Here is a 16766-nt window from a genome sequence, read left to right on the forward strand (position 1 = left end):
GCCGTTTTGTCCTCCGCACCCCGGCCACCAGCGCGGTCTGTGACCGGTATCACCGCTCATGTGTGATCTGCAATTTAGGGTCCGGTGCGGCACGGGGGATAACCTGCCGGATGGACATGCCGCGTACCCGGTCACCGTGTGCGCATCCCCTGTGACCGCGCCGTCACGTTGCCCTCGCGGCACGCCCACGCAGAAAACCAACCGCGAGACCACTAAAAGGGACGGACGCGCGTGGACCTGTTCGAGTACCAGGCGAGGGACCTCTTCGCCAAGCACGGTGTACCGGTGCTGGCCGGTGAAGTCATCGACACGCCTGAGGCAGCCCGCGAGGCGACCGAGCGGCTGGGCGGCAAGTCCGTCGTCAAGGCGCAGGTGAAGGTCGGTGGCCGAGGCAAGGCCGGCGGCGTGAAGCTGGCGGCAGACCCGGACGAGGCGGTCGCTCGCGCGACCGACATCCTCGGCATGGACATCAAGGGCCACACGGTCCACAAGGTGATGATCGCCGAGCTGTCCCCGGAGATCGAGGCGGAGTACTACGTCTCGTACCTCCTGGACCGCACCAACCGCACCTTCCTCGCCATGGCGTCGGTGCAGGGCGGCATGGACATCGAGGAGGTCGCGGAGAAGACCCCCGAGGCCCTCGCGAAGGTCCCGGTCAACGCCGTGGACGGCGTCGACATCGAGAAGGCCCGCGAGATCGTGGCCCTGGCGAAGTTCCCGGCCGAGGTGGCCGAGGGTGTCGCCGAGGCGCTGGTGACCCTGTGGGACACCTTCGTCGCCGAGGACGCGCTCCTCGTCGAGGTCAACCCGCTGGTGAAGACCAAGGACGGCCGCATCCTGGCGCTGGACGGAAAGGTGTCTCTCGACGAGAACGCCGACTTCCGCCAGGCCGACCACGAGGCGCTCGAGGACAAGGCCGCGGCCAACCCCCTCGAGGCCGCCGCCAAGGCCAAGAACCTCAACTACGTCAAGCTCGAGGGCGAGGTCGGCATCATCGGAAACGGTGCCGGTCTGGTCATGTCGACCCTGGACGTCGTCGCGTACGCCGGTGAGAACCACGGCAACGTGAAGCCCGCCAACTTCCTCGACATCGGTGGCGGCGCCTCCGCAGAGGTCATGGCGAACGGCCTGGAGATCATCCTCGGCGACCCGGACGTCAAGTCCGTCTTCGTCAACGTCTTCGGTGGCATCACCGCCTGCGACGAGGTCGCCAACGGCATCGTCCAGGCCCTGGAGCTGCTCAAGTCCAAGGGTGAGGACGTCACCAAGCCGCTGGTCGTGCGCCTCGACGGCAACAACGCGGAGCTGGGTCGCAAGATCCTCTCCGACGCCAACCACCCGCTCGTGCAGCGTGTGGACACCATGGACGGCGCGGCCGACAAGGCCGCCGAGCTCGCCGCGGCTGCGAAGTAAGGGACGAGGGACTCCAACACCATGGCTATCTTCCTCACCAAGGACAGCAAGGTCATCGTCCAGGGGATGACCGGCGCCACGGGCATGAAGCACACCAAGCTCATGCTGGCCGACGGCACCAACATCGTCGGTGGCGTGAACCCCCGCAAGGCGGGCACCTCCGTCGACTTCGACGGCACCGAGGTTCCCGTATTCGGGTCGGTCGCCGAGGCGATCGAGAAGACCGGCGCCGACGTGTCGGTCCTCTTCGTGCCGCCGGCCTTCGCGAAGGCCGCCGTCGTCGAGGCCATCGACGCCGAGATCCCGCTGGCCGTCGTGATCACCGAGGGCATCGCCGTCCACGACTCGGCCGCCTTCTGGGCGTACGCCGGTTCGAAGGGCAACAAGACCCGGATCATCGGTCCGAACTGCCCCGGTCTGATCACCCCCGGCCAGTCCAACGCCGGCATCATCCCGGGTGACATCACCAAGCCCGGCCGCATCGGTCTCGTGTCCAAGTCCGGCACGCTGACCTACCAGATGATGTACGAGCTCCGTGACATCGGCTTCTCGTCCGCCGTCGGCATCGGTGGCGACCCGGTCATCGGCACCACGCACATCGACGCCCTCGCGGCGTTCGAGGCGGACCCCGAGACCGACCTCATCGTGATGATCGGCGAGATCGGTGGCGACGCCGAGGAGCGTGCCGCCGACTACATCGCGAAGAACGTCACGAAGCCGGTCGTCGGCTACGTCGCGGGCTTCACCGCGCCCGAGGGCAAGACCATGGGCCACGCCGGCGCCATCGTCTCCGGCTCCTCCGGCACCGCGGCCGCCAAGAAGGAGGCCCTCGAGGCCGCCGGCGTCAAGGTCGGCAAGACGCCGACCGAGACCGCCAAGCTGGCGCGCGAGATCCTCGGCGGCTGACCGCCCGCCCCACACGGATCACCGCTTCACCGCTTCACCGCTTCACGCGGAAACCGGCGCGGGTCCGCACCCCTCATCGAGGGGGTGCGGACCCGCGCCGTTCTCGTACGTCTTCGGGGCGGACGCGTCAGGAAACGCGGACGCGGCAGGGAGTGCGCAGGCGTCAGGGAATGCGCGGAACCAGGCGCTCCGGACCGTGGGTGAGTTCGCCCCGCAGCGCCTTCTGCAACTTCAGGTCCTGTGGCGTCAGATGCTCCGGGCCGCCCCGGGGCGGGACGCCGCCGACGCGTTCGGCGGGTGACAGCGGCTGCTCGTACTGGGTGGGCGCGGTGTGCAGGGTGAACGCCGTCGCGCTGACGAGCAGCACCCCGAAACAGAGCGCGGCCCGGGTCCAGAGCTCCGCGATGCGCTCACTGCCCGCCCGGACGACCGGGGCCGGTGGCGGCGCGGGCACCTCTTCGGCGAGGGCGAGTGCGCTCAGCCGCCCGTGGAGCCCCAGGGTCCCGTGGCCCGCTTCCGAGAGCTCCGACGGCCCGGCCAGCTGTTCGACGACAGCCGCCCGCGCGTGCACCAGCCGGTTCGCCGCGGCAAGGGTGCTCGCCTCCGTCTCGGCGGCCGTCTCCGGCAGCCCCAGCCCCACACCGTCGTGCAGCAGCAGCGTGCGACGGTACGAGGGCGGCAGGCCGAGCAGCGCGTCGAGCAGCGTGTGCCGCTCCGGGTCCTCGGGCGGGGCGTCCGCCCGGCGGTGGGCGCGGCGCAGCCGATGCCAGGGCGACATCGCGTACTCGTACGCCGCTGCCCGCGCCCAGCCCGCCGGATCACGGTCCCTGGCCACCTCGGGCCAGCGCTGCCAGGCGATCCTGAACGCGTGCTCGACCGCCTCCCTGGCGAGTCTCCGACGACCCGTCAGCAGATACATCTGGCGGGTGAGTCCAGGGGCCGCGTGGTCGTACAGGGCGTCGAACGCCTTCTCGGCGGTGAAGCCCTCCCGGGCCGGGGCGTCCCCGGCGGATGCGGTTCGGCCGGTGGTGGTGGTGACAGCGAGGGCGGGGATGGTGCCGGGCTCGGTCGGGGACATCGTGCTGCTCCCGGTGGCTTCGACGGAGAGGTGCGGCGCTGGACGGCCTTCGGCGCAGCCGATCAGCCTGGCGTAGGCCGTGCGCCGGCGGCCCCGTGGGCTGGCGCGCCCTGTTTCCCAGGCGCGGACGGTGGCGGGCGTGACGCCCACGGCGGTCGCGACCTGTTCCTCACTCAGCGCCCTGGCCTCGCGCAGCCTGCGGCGCTCCACCGGGGAGGGCAGCGGGACGCCGGGGGCGGGACCGGTGGCGCTCCGTGTCATGCCCGGCCCCCGTCCCCGAGGGCACTGCACTGGGTGAAAAAGTACATAAACGTATATTGGGCGACACAGCGGCCATTCGCCCGTTACACGAAATAAGCGCGTGTCGTTGGCAGCATGGCCGCGTGACCCAAGTGACCGAGTGCAGCCCGATGTTGCCTGCCGAGCGGAGCAGGTCCGCCGCCGTGGCCTCCGCCTTCGTGCGCGGGGTGCTCGCGGCGGGGCTGGGACTCGGCGCGCTTGCCGTCCTGGTCACGATGCTGTGGATCAGCTCTCCCTACCCGGACAGCGGGCCGAGCGGAGCCTTCCACGTGGCGACAGGGCTCTGGCTGCTCGCCCATGGGGCCGAACTCGTCAGGGCCGACACGGTGGGCGGACACCCCGCACCCGTGGCGACCGTTCCCCTGCTGCTCGGTGTGCTGCCGGTGTGGCTGGTGCACCGTGCCGCCCGGGAGTCGGCGGAGCCTGCGGGCGAGACCGGGGGCGGGCACTCGCCGGTCGGCGCGTTCTGCGCGGTGAGCGCCGGATACCTGCTGGTGGTGCTCGCCGCAGCGGCGTACGCGCGAGGAGGCGCGCTGCCCGCCGACCGGGCCTCGCTGGCCTTTCCGCTCACCGCCGTGGTGACCGCTGCGGCGGCAGCGGGGGTGTGGGCGGGGCGCGGACGGCCGCTGGCCCCCCTCCTTGTCTGGGCGCCGTTGCGGCTCCAGGAGGCGGCCGCCCGCGCCCGCTTCCGGTCCGGGGCCGGTGTCGCGCTGCGGTCGGCCGCCGCCGGTGTCCTGATGCTCCTCGGCGGTGGGGCACTGCTCGTGGCGGTGGCGCTGGTGTGGCATTCGGGAGCGGCGAGGGAGTCCTTCCTCGGGCTGTCCGGCGACTGGGCGGGCCGGGTCTCCGTCCTCCTGCTGGCGACGGCGCTCGTACCGAACGCGGCGATGTGGGGAGCGTCCTACGGCCTCGGCCCGGGATTCGCCCTCGGTACGGCCTCCCTGGCGACCCCGCTCGCCTTCACCGGGCCTCCCGCGCTGCCGGACTTCCCGCTGCTCGCCGCGGTGCCGTCCCACGGCCCGGGCACGCCGGCGAACTGGGCCGCTGTCGCGGTGCCGCTGGTGGCCGGTCTGACCGTCGCCCGGTTCGTCGCGCGAGGGGCGGCGCCGGTGGCCGGTGCGCGCGAGGAGGCGTGGGGGCAGGGTACGACTGCGGTGGTCGCGGGAGTGGCGGCCGTCGGCTGCGGGGCGGGCGCGGCGGCGCTGGCGGCGGCGTCGGGTGGTCCGCTGGGTACCGGGGCGCTGGCCGAGTTCGGCCCCGTGTGGTGGCTGGTGGGTCCGGCGGCCCTCGCGTGGGTGGCCCTCGTCGGCGTACCGGCGGCGTTGCTGTTGAGGGCGTGGCGACTGAGGGAGCGCAGGTGGGGATGGCGATGGGACGCGGTGAAGGGGGCGTCGCGGCCGGCGGAGCCCGATCCGAAGCCGGATCAGAAGCCGGAGCAGGACGGGGCGAAGAAGCCCGGTGGTGCGGGCGAGGACGCGGAACCGTACGACTTCCTGTCGGCCGGCCCCTGGCACGAGGACGGCGCGAGAAAGGCCCGCTGGGCCGCGCTGAAGAAGAACTCGGGCGGGCTGATGGCCGACTTCCCGGCAGCCCCGGGGGCGGCGCAGGCACCTCCCCCTGTCGAGCCGCCGCCCTCCGTCCCGGCACCCCCGCCCGCCCCTGAGGCCGCTGCCTCCTCGGCTGCCACCGAAGCGCCCGTGTCCGAGCCCGCACCGGAGGCGGACGCTCCAGAGCCCCAGCCCCAGCCCCAGCCCCAGCGCGAGCCCGAGCCCCGGTCCGAACCCGAGCCCCAGCCCGAGTCCGACTCCGGCCCCCGGCCCGATACGCCGACCGGCCGGGTTCCGGAGGCCCAGGGGCGCTCGGAATCCGGCCGGGAGGACGGCGTGTAGCGCGTCCGGTGCGGGTGGGCTACTTCTTCACGCCGAAGAAGGGCTCCAGCGGGTCGGGCAGCTTCTCGTTGCAGGCGAGCGCGCCGGACTTGGTGAGCGCGTCGTTCACGCAGGTGTAGTAGTCGCGGTAGACCAGCTGGACCGTGTAGCCGGTGGCCACGATGGCCAGGGCCAGCAGCGCCGTCACCAGGCCGCTCACGGCCGCCGTCGTCTGCTGACGGCTGCTGATCTGCGCGGTGCCGGGGGCCGCTCCGGGCGCGGCGCCCGGTGCCGGGGGAGGGGTCGCCCTGTCCGGGGTGTTGCCGCCGGTCGCCGCGGGCGATCCCGCGCCGGTCGCCGGGGGCTTGCGCGGGCCGCCGCGGAGGGCGCTGATCGACCAGTAGACGGCGAGGGCGCCGAGCAGCATCGCGATCTCGGGGAAGTCGAAGAGGGCGAAGAAGAACGCCCACATGCCGCCCAGCACCGCGTAGCGGGCGCGCCGCTGGGCGGGGTCGGTCGGGTCCCAGCGCAGCCCGCCGGGACTGTTCTCGGGGCCGCCGCCCTGCCCGCCCGGCCCGCCGCTCCCGGCCGGACGGCCGCCGAACCCGCCGTTCTGGCGTCCCGGCTGCTGGTCGCTCCACTGACTGCCCCAGACCGGCCGGTCGTCGGGCTGTCCCTCGCTGCCGTCACCGCTCCCGCCGTTGCCCTGGTTACCCGGCGCGTGGGAAGGGTGGCGGGGCTGCCAGGGCTGGTCGGGACGGTCCTCGGGCGGCGCCGCGAACGGGTTGTCGTCGGACGACCCGGATGACCCGGACGACCCTGGCGCCCCTGGCGACCCGGATGACCCTGACGCCTTCGACGACCCGGACGAGGATCCCGATCCCGAAGGGGAACCCGAGCCCGACGAGGAGTCCGGCGATGAGGACTGGCGTTCCCGCATCAGCGTGGATGCCCGCTCGGGCAGCGGGTGGCCAAGGGCGGTGCGGAGGCGGTCCGGCATGTGGTGAACGTCTTCCCCATCTCGTCATTTCCGCCCGGGGGCGGTTCCCTGTCCCCTGACGCTACCTCCCGGTCACGCCCCCGTCCCGTGGGGGCCGCCGGGTGTGCCGGTATCGTTGCTGACGGTCGGACCGTTCGTAGAGTTCCCCGTATCGCGGGGTGAGCTTCTTTCGTACGACCATACAAACGCACCTCCTGTACATCGCGTACCTGCTCCACCACGCGAGAAAGGGCCCTGTTGTGGCCTCGCCGCCCCCCTCCGCCGCTCCGGCCCGTGTGGTCGTGCTCGTCTCCGGCTCAGGCACGAACCTCCAGGCACTCCTCGACGCGATCGGCGACGACCCCGAGGGCTACGGCGCCCGGATCGTCGCGGTCGGCGCGGACCGTTACGGCACCGTCGGCATCGAGCGCGCCGAGCGCGCCGGGCTTCCCACCTTCGTCCGCAAGCTCGGCGAGTACGCGAGCCGTGACGCCTGGGACGAGGCCCTGACCGCGGCCGTGGCGGAGCACCGCCCGGACCTCGTCGTCTCCGCGGGGTTCATGAAGATCGTGGGCAAGGGCTTCCTCGCCGAGTTCGGCGGCCGTGTCGTCAACACCCACCCCGCCCTGCTCCCCAGCTTTCCCGGTGCTCACGGCGTGCGCGACGCGCTCGCGTACGGCGTGAAGGTCACCGGGTGCACCGTCCACTTCGTCGACGACGGCGTCGACACCGGTCCGATCATCGCGCAGGGCGTGGTCGAGGTGACCGAAGAGGAAACCGTGGAGGGCGAAGCCGCCCTCCACGAACGCATCAAGGAAGTCGAGCGCAAGCTGCTCGTCGAGGCCGTGGGGCGGCTCGCCCGTGACGGCTATCGCATTGAGGGACGAAAGGTTCATCTCGGTCATGTCGGTGAATAAGCCCATCCGCCGCGCCCTGGTCAGTGTCTACGACAAGACGGGGCTCGAAGACCTCGCCCGCGGTCTGCACGAGGCGGGTGTCGAGCTGGTGTCCACCGGCTCCACCGCCGGGAAGATCGCGGCCGCCGGAGTGCCGGTCACCAAGGTCGAGGAGCTCACCGGCTTCCCCGAGTGCCTCAACGGCCGCGTCAAGACGCTCCACCCCCGGGTGCACGCCGGCATCCTCGCCGACCTGCGCCTGGACGCCCACCGCGAGCAGCTCGCCGAGCTCGGCGTGGAGCCGTTCGACCTCGTGGTCGTCAACCTCTACCCGTTCAAGGCGACCGTCGCCTCCGGCGCCTCCGACGACGAGTGCGTGGAGCAGATCGACATCGGCGGTCCCTCGATGGTCCGCGCCGCCGCCAAGAACCACCCGTCCGTGGCCGTGGTGACGAGCCCGGAGCGCTACGCCGACGTCCTCGCGGCGGTCACGGCGGGCGGCTTCGACCTGACCGCCCGCAAGCGGCTCGCCGCCGAGGCCTTCCAGCACACCGCCGCGTACGACGTGGCCGTCGCCTCCTGGTTCGCCGACGGCTACGCGGCCGCCGACGACTCGGGCTTCCCCGACTTCTCCGGTGCGACGTACGCGCGCAAGAACGTCCTGCGCTACGGCGAGAACCCGCACCAGCCCGCCGCGCTCTACACCTCCGGCGAGGGCGGCCTCGCCGAGGCCGAGCAGCTGCACGGCAAGGAGATGTCCTACAACAACTACACGGACACCGACGCCGCGCGCCGTGCCGCCTACGACCACGCCGAACCGTGCGTCGCGATCATCAAGCACGCCAACCCGTGCGGCATCGCCATCGCCGACGACGTCGCGACTGCGCACCGCAACGCGCACGCCTGCGACCCGCTGTCCGCGTTCGGCGGCGTCATCGCCGTCAACCGTCCCGTGACCGTCGAGATGGCCGAGCAGGTGGCGGAGATCTTCACCGAGGTCATCGTCGCCCCGGCGTACGAGGACGGCGCGGTCGAGGTCCTGGCCCGCAAGAAGAACATCCGCGTCCTGCGCTGCCCCGACGCCCCGGCCTCCACCGTCGAGGTCAAGCCGATCGACGGCGGCGCGCTCCTCCAGGTCACCGACAGGCTCCAGGCCGACGGCGACGACCCGGCCAACTGGACCCTCGCCACCGGAGAGGCACTCTCGGCCGAGGAGCTCAGGGAGCTCTCCTTCGCGTGGAAGGCGTGCCGCGCGGTCAAGTCCAACGCGATCCTGCTCGCCAAGGACGGCGCCTCGGTCGGCGTCGGCATGGGCCAGGTCAACCGCGTCGACTCCGCGAAGCTCGCCGTCGAGCGGGCCGGCGAGGAGCGGGCCCGGGGCGCGTACGCCGCGTCCGACGCGTTCTTCCCCTTCCCCGACGGTCTGGAGATCCTGACCGCCGCCGGCATCAAGGCCGTCGCCCAGCCGGGCGGCTCCGTCCGTGACGAACTCGTCGTCGAGGCCGCGAAGAAGGCGGGCGTGACCATGTACTTCACCGGTACGCGCCACTTCTTCCACTGACCGTCGGGTCGGAGCACCGCCGCAGGCCGCACCCGCTCGGGGTGCGGCCTGCGGCGCGTCCCGGCGTACGGATGACGGTCGTTCCTCTGTTCTAATGAATGGCCTTGTCGGGCCGTGGCGGGCGGGACCGGTGCGACCGGCAGTGACCAGTGAGGGATTCCGTTGCGGGGGCACCGTGCTTGACCTGAACCAGAGTGAGACCGACGCGCCCGGGGAGCAGGCGCCCGGACCGGCCCGGAGCACACCGCACCCGGCGCCCCTGCGCCCGTACCTGATCGCGGCCGCGGTCCTGTGCGCGCTCTACTTCCTCTACGGGTACCTGCGGTTCAGCCACTTCCAGTCACCCTCCTGGGACCTGGGCATCTTCGAGCAGGAGGTGCGGGCCTACGCCGGGTTCGACGCCCCGGTCGTCGACATCAAGGGCCCGGGCTTCCTGATACTCGGCGACCACTTCAGTCCCGTGGTCGCGCTCCTCGTCCCGCTCTACTGGATCTGGCCGTCCGCGGTGGCCCTGCTGTTCGCCCAGGCCGCGCTGTTCGCCGTCTCCGCGGTGATCGTCGGGCGCACCGTCCAGCAGATGCTGGGCGGCCGCTCCGGCCTCTGCGTCACCGTCGCGTACGGGCTGTCCTGGGGACTGCAGGAGGCGGTGAAGTCGGACTTCCACGAGATAGCCCTCGCCGTCCCGCTGCTGGCCCTGGTCTGCCGGGCGCTGCTCATGGAGCGCTGGCGGGCGGTCGTCCTGTGGTCGCTGCCGCTGGTCCTGGTCAAGGAGGACCTCGGGGTGACCGTCGCCGTCGTCGGCGGACTCCTCGCGCTGTACGGGCGGCGGCTCCAGGGGTTCCTGCTGGCGGCCTTCGGAATCGTCGCGTTCGCGCTGACCGTCCTCGTGCTCATCCCGGCGGCCAGCAGCGCGGGGGAGTACGACTACTGGAAGAAGATCGAGGAGAACGGCGGGCAGGAGGTCTCCCTGCTCGACTCCGTCCTCGGCGTGTTCAACTCCTCCGTCAAGCTGGAGATGCTGGTCTTCCTCGTCGGCATCACCGCCTTCATGGCGCTGCGTTCCCCCCTGATCCTGCTCGTCCTGCCCACGATCGGCTGGCGTCTGCTCTCCCAGGACTCCAACCACTGGGGCATGGTCTGGCACTACAGCGCGATCCTCATGCCGGTGGTCTTCCTCGCCATGGCCGACGGCGTCCGCCGCAGCCAGGGTTCGAAGCGGCCCTGGCTCGTCTCGTATGCGAACGTCGCCGTCCCGATGGCCGCGGCCGTCGCCGTCGCCCTCACCCAGCACCTTCCGCTGCGCGACCTGCTGCGCCCGGAGACGTACCGCTCCGACGCGCGCACCCACGCCGCCGAACAGGCGCTGGACGCCATCCCCGTCGGCGCGCGGGTGGAGACGGACATCACGCTGATGGCACACCTGACCGCGGACCGCACCGTCTACTGGGTCGGCGGGGCACCCGGCACCGCACCCGACGTCGTCGCGATCAACCTGGACTTCGGCTGGTCGCGGCCGATCGACGACCCGGTGAAGTACGCCGAGCAACTGCATCCCGAGGCGAAGTACCGGATCACCCGCGAGGCGGGCTCCTTCGTCGTCATGGAGCGGACCACGCCGGTGCCCGGAAACGGCTGAAGGCCGCCCACCCGCGGTTGAGCGGGTGCCACGGCCTTCGAGCGCGGGTGCGCCGGGGTGTCAGTGCTGCTGCTGGCGGTTGAACCAGGCGCCACCGTCGGACTTGGCCACGAAGACGACGACCAGGATGGCCAGGATCGTGTGGATGAGGCCGATCACGATGAACGGGTAGATGCCCAGGATCGCGGTGATCACGCCGAAGACGATGGCCGTGATGCGGATTCCGTTGCCCCCCTTGCCGAACTTGGCGGCGAGGAAGACGGCCAGGACGCCCCACAGGATCGCGAAGACGACGATGCCCCACAGCGCTGCGCCCGAGTAGTCGGCGAGCTGCTGGAACTGGACGTCCTCCTTGAGCGTCGGGTCCTCCTTGGCCGCGTTCACGGCCGCGGCGGCGAGCGCCACGAAGATCGCACCGATGACCTGGAGGCCGGCTATCACGTAGAGCAGGACGCGCGAGGCCTTCACGCCGCCCGGCATCTCGGTGGGGCCGCCCGGGTAGCCGTAACCGCCCTGGACCGGCGGGGCCTGCGGGTAGCCGTAGCCCTGCTGGGGCACGCCCTGCGGGGACTGCTGCGGGTAGCCGTAGCCCGGCTGGCCGCCCTGCTGCTGGCCCTGCTGCTGGCCGTAGGGGTTGTTGGGATCGCCGAAGCTCATGGCGAGATTCCTCCGTTGTGAATATGCGGGGACGACGCGGCCCGGGCGGAGGAATCGTGTGCAATCAGAACGGTGGTCCCCCCGACACTGTCCGCGGTGATGCGGGCCTTATCGTCGTCGTGACATCGGCTTTTTGTCCAGCTGATTGCCGAATGTGTTGTGCAAGTGCAATCTCGCGTCCACGTGGCAAGCCACGATTGGTACCCGGACGGGGTCATCCGCGAGGATGGGCGTCATGACTGCCCAGATTCTCGATGGCAAGGCCACCGCAGCTGCGATCAAGTCCGATCTGACCGTCCGCGTGGCGGCCCTCAAGGCACAGGGCATCACCCCCGGCCTGGGGACCCTGCTCGTCGGGGACGATCCGGGCAGCCGCTGGTACGTGAACGGCAAGCACCGCGACTGCGCCCAGGTCGGCATGGGATCCATCCAGCGCGAACTCCCCGACACCGCCTCCCAGGAGGAGATCGAGGAGGTCGTACGGGAGCTCAACGCCAACCCCGACTGCACGGGTTACATCGTGCAGCTCCCCCTCCCCGAGGGGATCGACACCAACCGCATCCTGGAGCTGATGGACCCGGCCAAGGACGCGGACGGGCTGCACCCCATGAACCTGGGCAAGCTCGTGCTGAACGAGTCGGGCCCGCTCCCCTGCACCCCGCAGGGCGTCGTCACCCTCCTCCGCCGGCACGGCGTGGAGATCAACGGGGCCCACGTGGTCGTCGTCGGCCGGGGTGTCACCATCGGCCGCCCCCTCCCGCTGCTGCTGACGCGCAGGTCCGAGAACGCGACCGTGACCCAGTGCCACACCGGCACCCGTGACCTCTCGGCGCACCTCCGGCAGGCGGACATCATCGTCGCGGCCGCCGGTGTGCCCCACCTGATCAAGCCCGAGGACGTCAAGCCGGGCGCGGCCGTCCTGGACGTCGGCGTCAGCCGCGACGAGAACGGCAAGATCGTCGGCGACGTCCACCCCGGTGTCGCCGAGGTGGCGGCCTGGGTCGCCCCGAACCCGGGCGGCGTCGGCCCCATGACCCGGGCCCAGCTGCTCGTCAACGTGGTCGAGGCGGCCGAACGCGCCGCCGCCGAGGCCTCCGCCGTGTCCGCCGGCTGACCTGGACCGGAGGAGCGTCATGGGTGCTGGTACGAGTCCGGCGGACGGTACGCACGCGGCCGAACCGGTCGCGGAGGCGGAGGGCCCCGAGGAGGACCGGGTGTCCGAGGGAACCGGGGAAGCCGTTGCGGCACAGGAGCCCGGGGAGGCCGAGGCCTCCGGGGAACCCGTCGCCGAGGCGGAAGGGGCCGCGGCGGAAGCCGAGGGCAGCGGCTCGACCTGGGCGCCCTCGCGCCGCTTCTCGCTGACCCGTGACACCGCGCGCCCCGAGGGCGGCGGCCGCGCGGCACCGGGGGACGCCCCCGCGCCCGCGCGTCAGTGGCCTCTGCTCACGGTGCTCTGCACCGCCGGTGTCGGTCTGCTGATCGTGGGGACCAACGCCTTCGACCAGGCGTTCAGGGTCGGCGCGATGCTGATGGGTATCGCCCTGCTCGCCGGTGGGGTGCTGCGCTGGGTCGTCCCCTCCGTCGGCATGCTCGCCGTCCGGTCCCGGTTCACCGATCTGGTCACGTACGGGCTGATGGGCACGCTGATCGTGCTGCTCGCGCTGATGGCGCAGCCGGGCCCGTGGCTGCAGGTGCCGATCCTGCAGGACGTGGTCCACTTCACGATCCGCTAGGGCTCCGTGTGCGAAGGGTGTCCGTCCCCTCCCCCGAGAAGGGACGGACACCGGACGGGGCGCCGGTGCGAGAAGCGCCGGAATGCGGCGACTTGAGCGGCCTTGCCCTGTCCTGGGTCAAGCGTCATGGACCTGAGGTGTCGGGTTCAAGGGGTGCTTGCCGCCTGTGGCACGGAAGTGACCATTCCGCCACGCTGTGATCGTTCGGCAACGGTGTGAAGCCGGCGTGGTGCGTCCTCCGGTGCGCGATGCGGTGAGTCCTGGGGCGCGCGACGCGGTGCGTCCTACGGCGCGCGGAGGAGCGTGCGCTCCTACCGCATGCACCCGTGCGACCCGTTCTCCGGAACTGGTGAGCGGGATCGGTGCATCCTTCTGGGTAGTCCGAAGCGCGGGGACTCGACTGGGGGGAAGCGATGCCTCGTTGGAAGGCACTACCGGAAGAACTCGATCCGCAGATGCGGGAGTTCGTCGGCCAACTGCGCGGACTGGTGGATCGCTGCGGCCTGAGCCTGGCCGCGGTCGCCGACCGCACCGGCTACAGCAAGACCTCGTGGGAGCGTTATCTCCACGGCAGGCTGCTCGCCCCGAAGGGGGCGATCGTCGCGCTCGCCGAGGTGACGGGCGCGCCCCAGCACCACCTGACGACCATGTGGGAGCTGGCCGAGCGGGCCTGGAGCCGCTCCGAGATGCGCCACGACATGACCATGGAAGCCATCAGGATCTCCCAGGCGCGCGCGGCGCTCGGCGAGGCGGGCGTGGCCGCGGCGCCCGTGGCGGGCCGGCGTGCGGGCGGCGGCGCGGGGGTCTCCACCGCCCCTGCTCCCGGGGGAGGGGGCCATGACGCCGGCCGGACCCCGTCCGTCCCCGTCCAGCGCGGCACGGTCCCGCGGATTCCGCAGCAGCCGCGGCAGGGCTCGGCACCGGACCCCGGCGGAAGCGGTACCCCGGCGGCCGGCGGCCCGGGCGAGCGGCGGGGCGGCGGGCGCCGCCGGATGCCCCTGCTGCTGGCGGGAACCCTGGGCGTGCTCCTGCTCATAGCCGGGGCCGTCCTGGTCACCGAGCCGGGCGGAGGCGACGACGCCGGTGCGGTGGCGGCGACCCCGCCCGCCGATCCGGCCACCAGCGTGGCCGCGCTGCCGGCCGGGGTCGGGTGCAGCGGTGCCGACTGCGACGGACAGGACCCGGAAGCCATGGGGTGCGGCGGCCGGTTCGCCTCCACCGTCGCCAGGGCGACCGTCGGGGGAGGCCTCGTCGAGGTCCGCTACAGCAGGACCTGCGGGACCGCGTGGGCCCGCATCACCCAGGTGTCGCCGGGCGACACCGTCCGGATCGCCTCCGGCGCGTCCGAGCAGGACGGCACGGTCGGCGGGGGTGCTGATGCCGACGCCTACACCCCGATGGTCGCCGTGAGGAAGGCCTCCGACGCGAAGGCCTGCGCCACCCTCGTCTCCGGAGCGACCGGCTGCACCACCCCGGAGTGACGGGACGGTACGGCTGCGCTACGTAACCGACTGTGTGCGGTGCCACAGGGGGGCGGGCGGTCCGGGGGACGAGGGTCGGATAGCCTGACCGCTGGATATCTCTTCACGTCAAGATTCAGAGGTATCCCGCACCAGGGGCAGGGACCCCCACCGCCAGCTGTCTAACGGAGATCGCCATGACCCGCACTCCCGTGAATGTCACCGTGACCGGCGCAGCCGGCCAGATCGGCTACGCGCTGCTCTTCCGCATCGCCTCCGGCCACCTGCTCGGCCCGGACGTGCCGGTCAACCTGCGACTCCTCGAGATCCCGCAGGGCCTGAAGGCCGCCGAGGGCACCGCCATGGAGCTCGACGACTGCGCCTTCCCGCTGCTGCGCAACATCGAGATCACGGACGACGCCAACGTCGGCTTCGCCGGCGCCAACGTCGCCCTCCTGGTCGGCGCCCGCCCCCGCACCAAGGGCATGGAGCGCGGCGACCTGCTGTCCGCCAACGGCGGCATCTTCAAGCCGCAGGGCAAAGCCATCAACGACAACGCCGCGGACGACATCAAGGTCCTCGTCGTCGGCAACCCGGCCAACACCAACGCCCTCATCGCCCAGGCCGCCGCCCCGGACGTACCGGCCGAGCGCTTCACCGCGATGACCCGCCTGGACCACAACCGCGCGATCTCGCAGCTGGCCGCCAAGACCGGTGCCGCCGTCTCCGACATCAAGCGGCTCACGATCTGGGGCAACCACTCGGCGACCCAGTACCCGGACATCTTCCACGCGGAGATCGCCGGCAAGAACGCCGCCGAGGTCGTCAACGACGAGGCATGGCTGGCCGACACCTTCATCCCGACCGTCGCCAAGCGCGGCGCCGCGATCATCGAGGCCCGTGGCGCGTCCTCGGCCGCCTCGGCCGCCAACGCCGCCATCGACCACGTGCACACCTGGGTCAACGGCACGGCCGAGGGCGACTGGACCTCGATGGGTATCCCGTCGGACGGCTCCTACGGCGTGCCCGAGGGCATCATCTCCTCCTTCCCGGTCACCACGAAGGACGGAAAGTTCGAGATCGTCCAGGGCCTGGACATCAACGAGTTCTCCCGTGCGCGCATCGACGCGTCGGTGAAGGAGCTCACCGAGGAGCGCGACGCGGTCCGCGAGCTCGGCCTGATCTGACCGGAATCCGGCCACCGGTCGGACCCCGCACCGTCACGAGGGCGCCCCCCGTCAGCAACTGCTGCGGGGGGCGCCCTCGTGTGTGTACGCAGCGGCCGAACGCGGTTCTGCGACCGAGCGGTTCAGCGACCCGATACGGCTCAGCGGCCGAGCAGCTCAGCGGTCTATGCGGCTCAGCGGCCGACGCAACTCGGCGGCCGACGCGGTTCAGCGGCCGAGCAGCCGGCCCGCGAGGGCGCGTACGGCGTCCGTGGCCCCGCGCTGCAGCTGGGGACCGAAGGTGATCCGTGCCGCGCCCAGCTCGCCGAGCCGCCGGACGGTGGACGGGCCGTCGGGCAGGCCGAGCGCGTTGAGCGGGGCCGGGACCGCCGCGGCCAGGCGCGGAAGGACGTCCGCCGGGGCCTTGATCGGGTAGACGCAGTCCGCTCCGGCTCCGGCGTAGAGACGTGCGCGGACGATCGTGTCCGCGACCACGTCCGTGGCGGCGGGGTCCCCGTGGATGTACGTGTCGACACGGGCGTTGACGACGAGGCGCCCGTCCGCCGCCGCGCACACCGCTGCGAGCCGGTCGGCCTGCCGGCGCGGGTCGACGAGCACGCCGTCGGTCGAGTCCTCCAGATTGCAACCGACCGCGCCGGCCTCCAGGAGGCGTTCGACCAGTTCGTCGGGGGCCAGTCCGTAGCCGTCCTCGATGTCCGCCGACACCGGAACGGACACGGACCGGACGATCCGGGCCACGGCTGCGAACATCTCGGCGGGGGGCGTGCTTCCGTCGTCGTAGCCGAGGGAGGCGGCGATGCCCGCGCTCGGTGTGGCCAGGGCGGGGAATCCGGCGTCCTCGAACACGCGGGCGCTCGCGGCGTCCCACGGCCCGGGCAGGACGAGCGGGTCGCCCGGGGGGCGGCCATGGTGCAGGGCGTGGAAGACGGAGACGGGGTCGTTCATCAGGGCTCCGGTGCTGGAGGGTGCGGGGCTGCACGGCCGGGGCGGCGGAGCGAGGATGCTCGCCCCGCCGCCCCGCGCCGCGCCGGTGTTCCGGGTCCGGCCGTCCGGGCTCGGTGCCACCGATCCGGCGACACGGGCCCGGCGGCC

General features: G+C 72.1%; 14 protein-coding genes. 10 read left to right on the forward strand and 4 right to left on the reverse strand.

The genetic code is table 11. From position 1 onward, the window contains the following. Window positions 1–231: 231 nt before the first annotated feature. Window positions 232–1413 (forward strand): ADP-forming succinate--CoA ligase subunit beta, encoded by a 1182-nt coding sequence (gene sucC, locus OG488_RS23075; protein WP_329231995.1) that lies wholly within the window; start codon window positions 232–234, stop codon window positions 1411–1413. Window positions 1414–1434: 21 nt separating this feature from the next. Continuing rightward, window positions 1435–2319 (forward strand): succinate--CoA ligase subunit alpha, encoded by an 885-nt coding sequence (gene sucD / locus OG488_RS23080; RefSeq protein WP_329208168.1) that lies wholly within the window; start codon window positions 1435–1437, stop codon window positions 2317–2319. Between the two features lie 163 nt (window positions 2320–2482). Here the strand turns inward: sucD and OG488_RS23085 are convergent, their stop codons facing one another. After that, window positions 2483–3658: a helix-turn-helix domain-containing protein gene (locus tag OG488_RS23085; RefSeq protein WP_329231997.1), complete on the reverse strand. Its 1176-nt coding sequence runs from the start codon at window positions 3656–3658 to the stop codon at window positions 2483–2485. A 131-nt stretch (window positions 3659–3789) separates the two neighbouring features. Between OG488_RS23085 and OG488_RS23090 the strand changes: the two genes are divergently transcribed. Then, a complete protein-coding gene (locus OG488_RS23090) occupies window positions 3790–5586 on the forward strand; it encodes a cell division protein PerM (protein ID WP_329238934.1) in 1797 nt (598 codons plus the stop codon). Between the two features lie 19 nt (window positions 5587–5605). Here OG488_RS23090 and OG488_RS23095 read toward each other — a convergent pair whose 3' ends face one another. Continuing rightward, window positions 5606–6565 (reverse strand): hypothetical protein, encoded by a 960-nt coding sequence (locus OG488_RS23095; protein WP_329231999.1) that lies wholly within the window; start codon window positions 6563–6565, stop codon window positions 5606–5608. Between the two features lie 239 nt (window positions 6566–6804). Here OG488_RS23095 and purN point away from each other — a divergent pair, with 239 nt between their 5' ends. From purN to OG488_RS23110, 3 genes are all read left to right on the forward strand, one after another. Continuing rightward, window positions 6805–7461 (forward strand): phosphoribosylglycinamide formyltransferase, encoded by a 657-nt coding sequence (gene purN / locus OG488_RS23100; protein ID WP_329232001.1) that lies wholly within the window; start codon window positions 6805–6807, stop codon window positions 7459–7461. Further along, on the forward strand, window positions 7448–9001 hold the full coding sequence (gene purH / locus OG488_RS23105) for a bifunctional phosphoribosylaminoimidazolecarboxamide formyltransferase/IMP cyclohydrolase (RefSeq protein ID WP_329232003.1): 1554 nt from the start codon (window positions 7448–7450) through the stop codon (window positions 8999–9001). The genes purN and purH overlap by 14 nt, the downstream gene beginning before the upstream one ends. 175 nt (window positions 9002–9176) lie before the next feature. Next, complete coding sequence (locus OG488_RS23110) at window positions 9177–10637, forward strand: DUF2079 domain-containing protein (protein ID WP_329232005.1); 1461 nt, start codon at window positions 9177–9179, stop codon at window positions 10635–10637. Between the two features lie 60 nt (window positions 10638–10697). Here OG488_RS23110 and OG488_RS23115 read toward each other — a convergent pair whose 3' ends face one another. After that, window positions 10698–11294: a hypothetical protein gene (locus OG488_RS23115; RefSeq protein WP_329232007.1), complete on the reverse strand. Its 597-nt coding sequence runs from the start codon at window positions 11292–11294 to the stop codon at window positions 10698–10700. 235 nt (window positions 11295–11529) lie between these two features. Here OG488_RS23115 and OG488_RS23120 point away from each other — a divergent pair, with 235 nt between their 5' ends. The 4 genes from OG488_RS23120 (at window position 11530) to OG488_RS23135 (ending at window position 15674) form a co-directional block, all read left to right on the forward strand. Then, a complete protein-coding gene (locus OG488_RS23120) occupies window positions 11530–12408 on the forward strand; it encodes a bifunctional methylenetetrahydrofolate dehydrogenase/methenyltetrahydrofolate cyclohydrolase (RefSeq protein WP_329232009.1) in 879 nt (292 codons plus the stop codon). Between the two features lie 19 nt (window positions 12409–12427). After that, on the forward strand, window positions 12428–13027 hold the full coding sequence (locus tag OG488_RS23125; RefSeq protein WP_329232011.1) for a DUF3017 domain-containing protein: 600 nt from the start codon (window positions 12428–12430) through the stop codon (window positions 13025–13027). Window positions 13028–13440: 413 nt separating this feature from the next. Then, entirely contained in the window at window positions 13441–14508 is a 1068-nt protein-coding gene (locus tag OG488_RS23130; RefSeq protein ID WP_329232013.1) for a helix-turn-helix domain-containing protein, read from the forward strand. A 176-nt stretch (window positions 14509–14684) separates the two neighbouring features. Further along, entirely contained in the window at window positions 14685–15674 is a 990-nt protein-coding gene (locus OG488_RS23135; RefSeq protein ID WP_329232016.1) for a malate dehydrogenase, read from the forward strand. Between the two features lie 207 nt (window positions 15675–15881). Here OG488_RS23135 and OG488_RS23140 read toward each other — a convergent pair whose 3' ends face one another. Next, on the reverse strand, window positions 15882–16619 hold the full coding sequence (locus OG488_RS23140; protein WP_329232018.1) for an isocitrate lyase/PEP mutase family protein: 738 nt from the start codon (window positions 16617–16619) through the stop codon (window positions 15882–15884). Window positions 16620–16766 lie beyond the last annotated feature (147 nt).

It is taken from the genome of Streptomyces sp. NBC_01460 (genome assembly GCF_036227405.1).
In the GTDB taxonomy this organism is placed as follows: domain Bacteria; phylum Actinomycetota; class Actinomycetes; order Streptomycetales; family Streptomycetaceae; genus Streptomyces.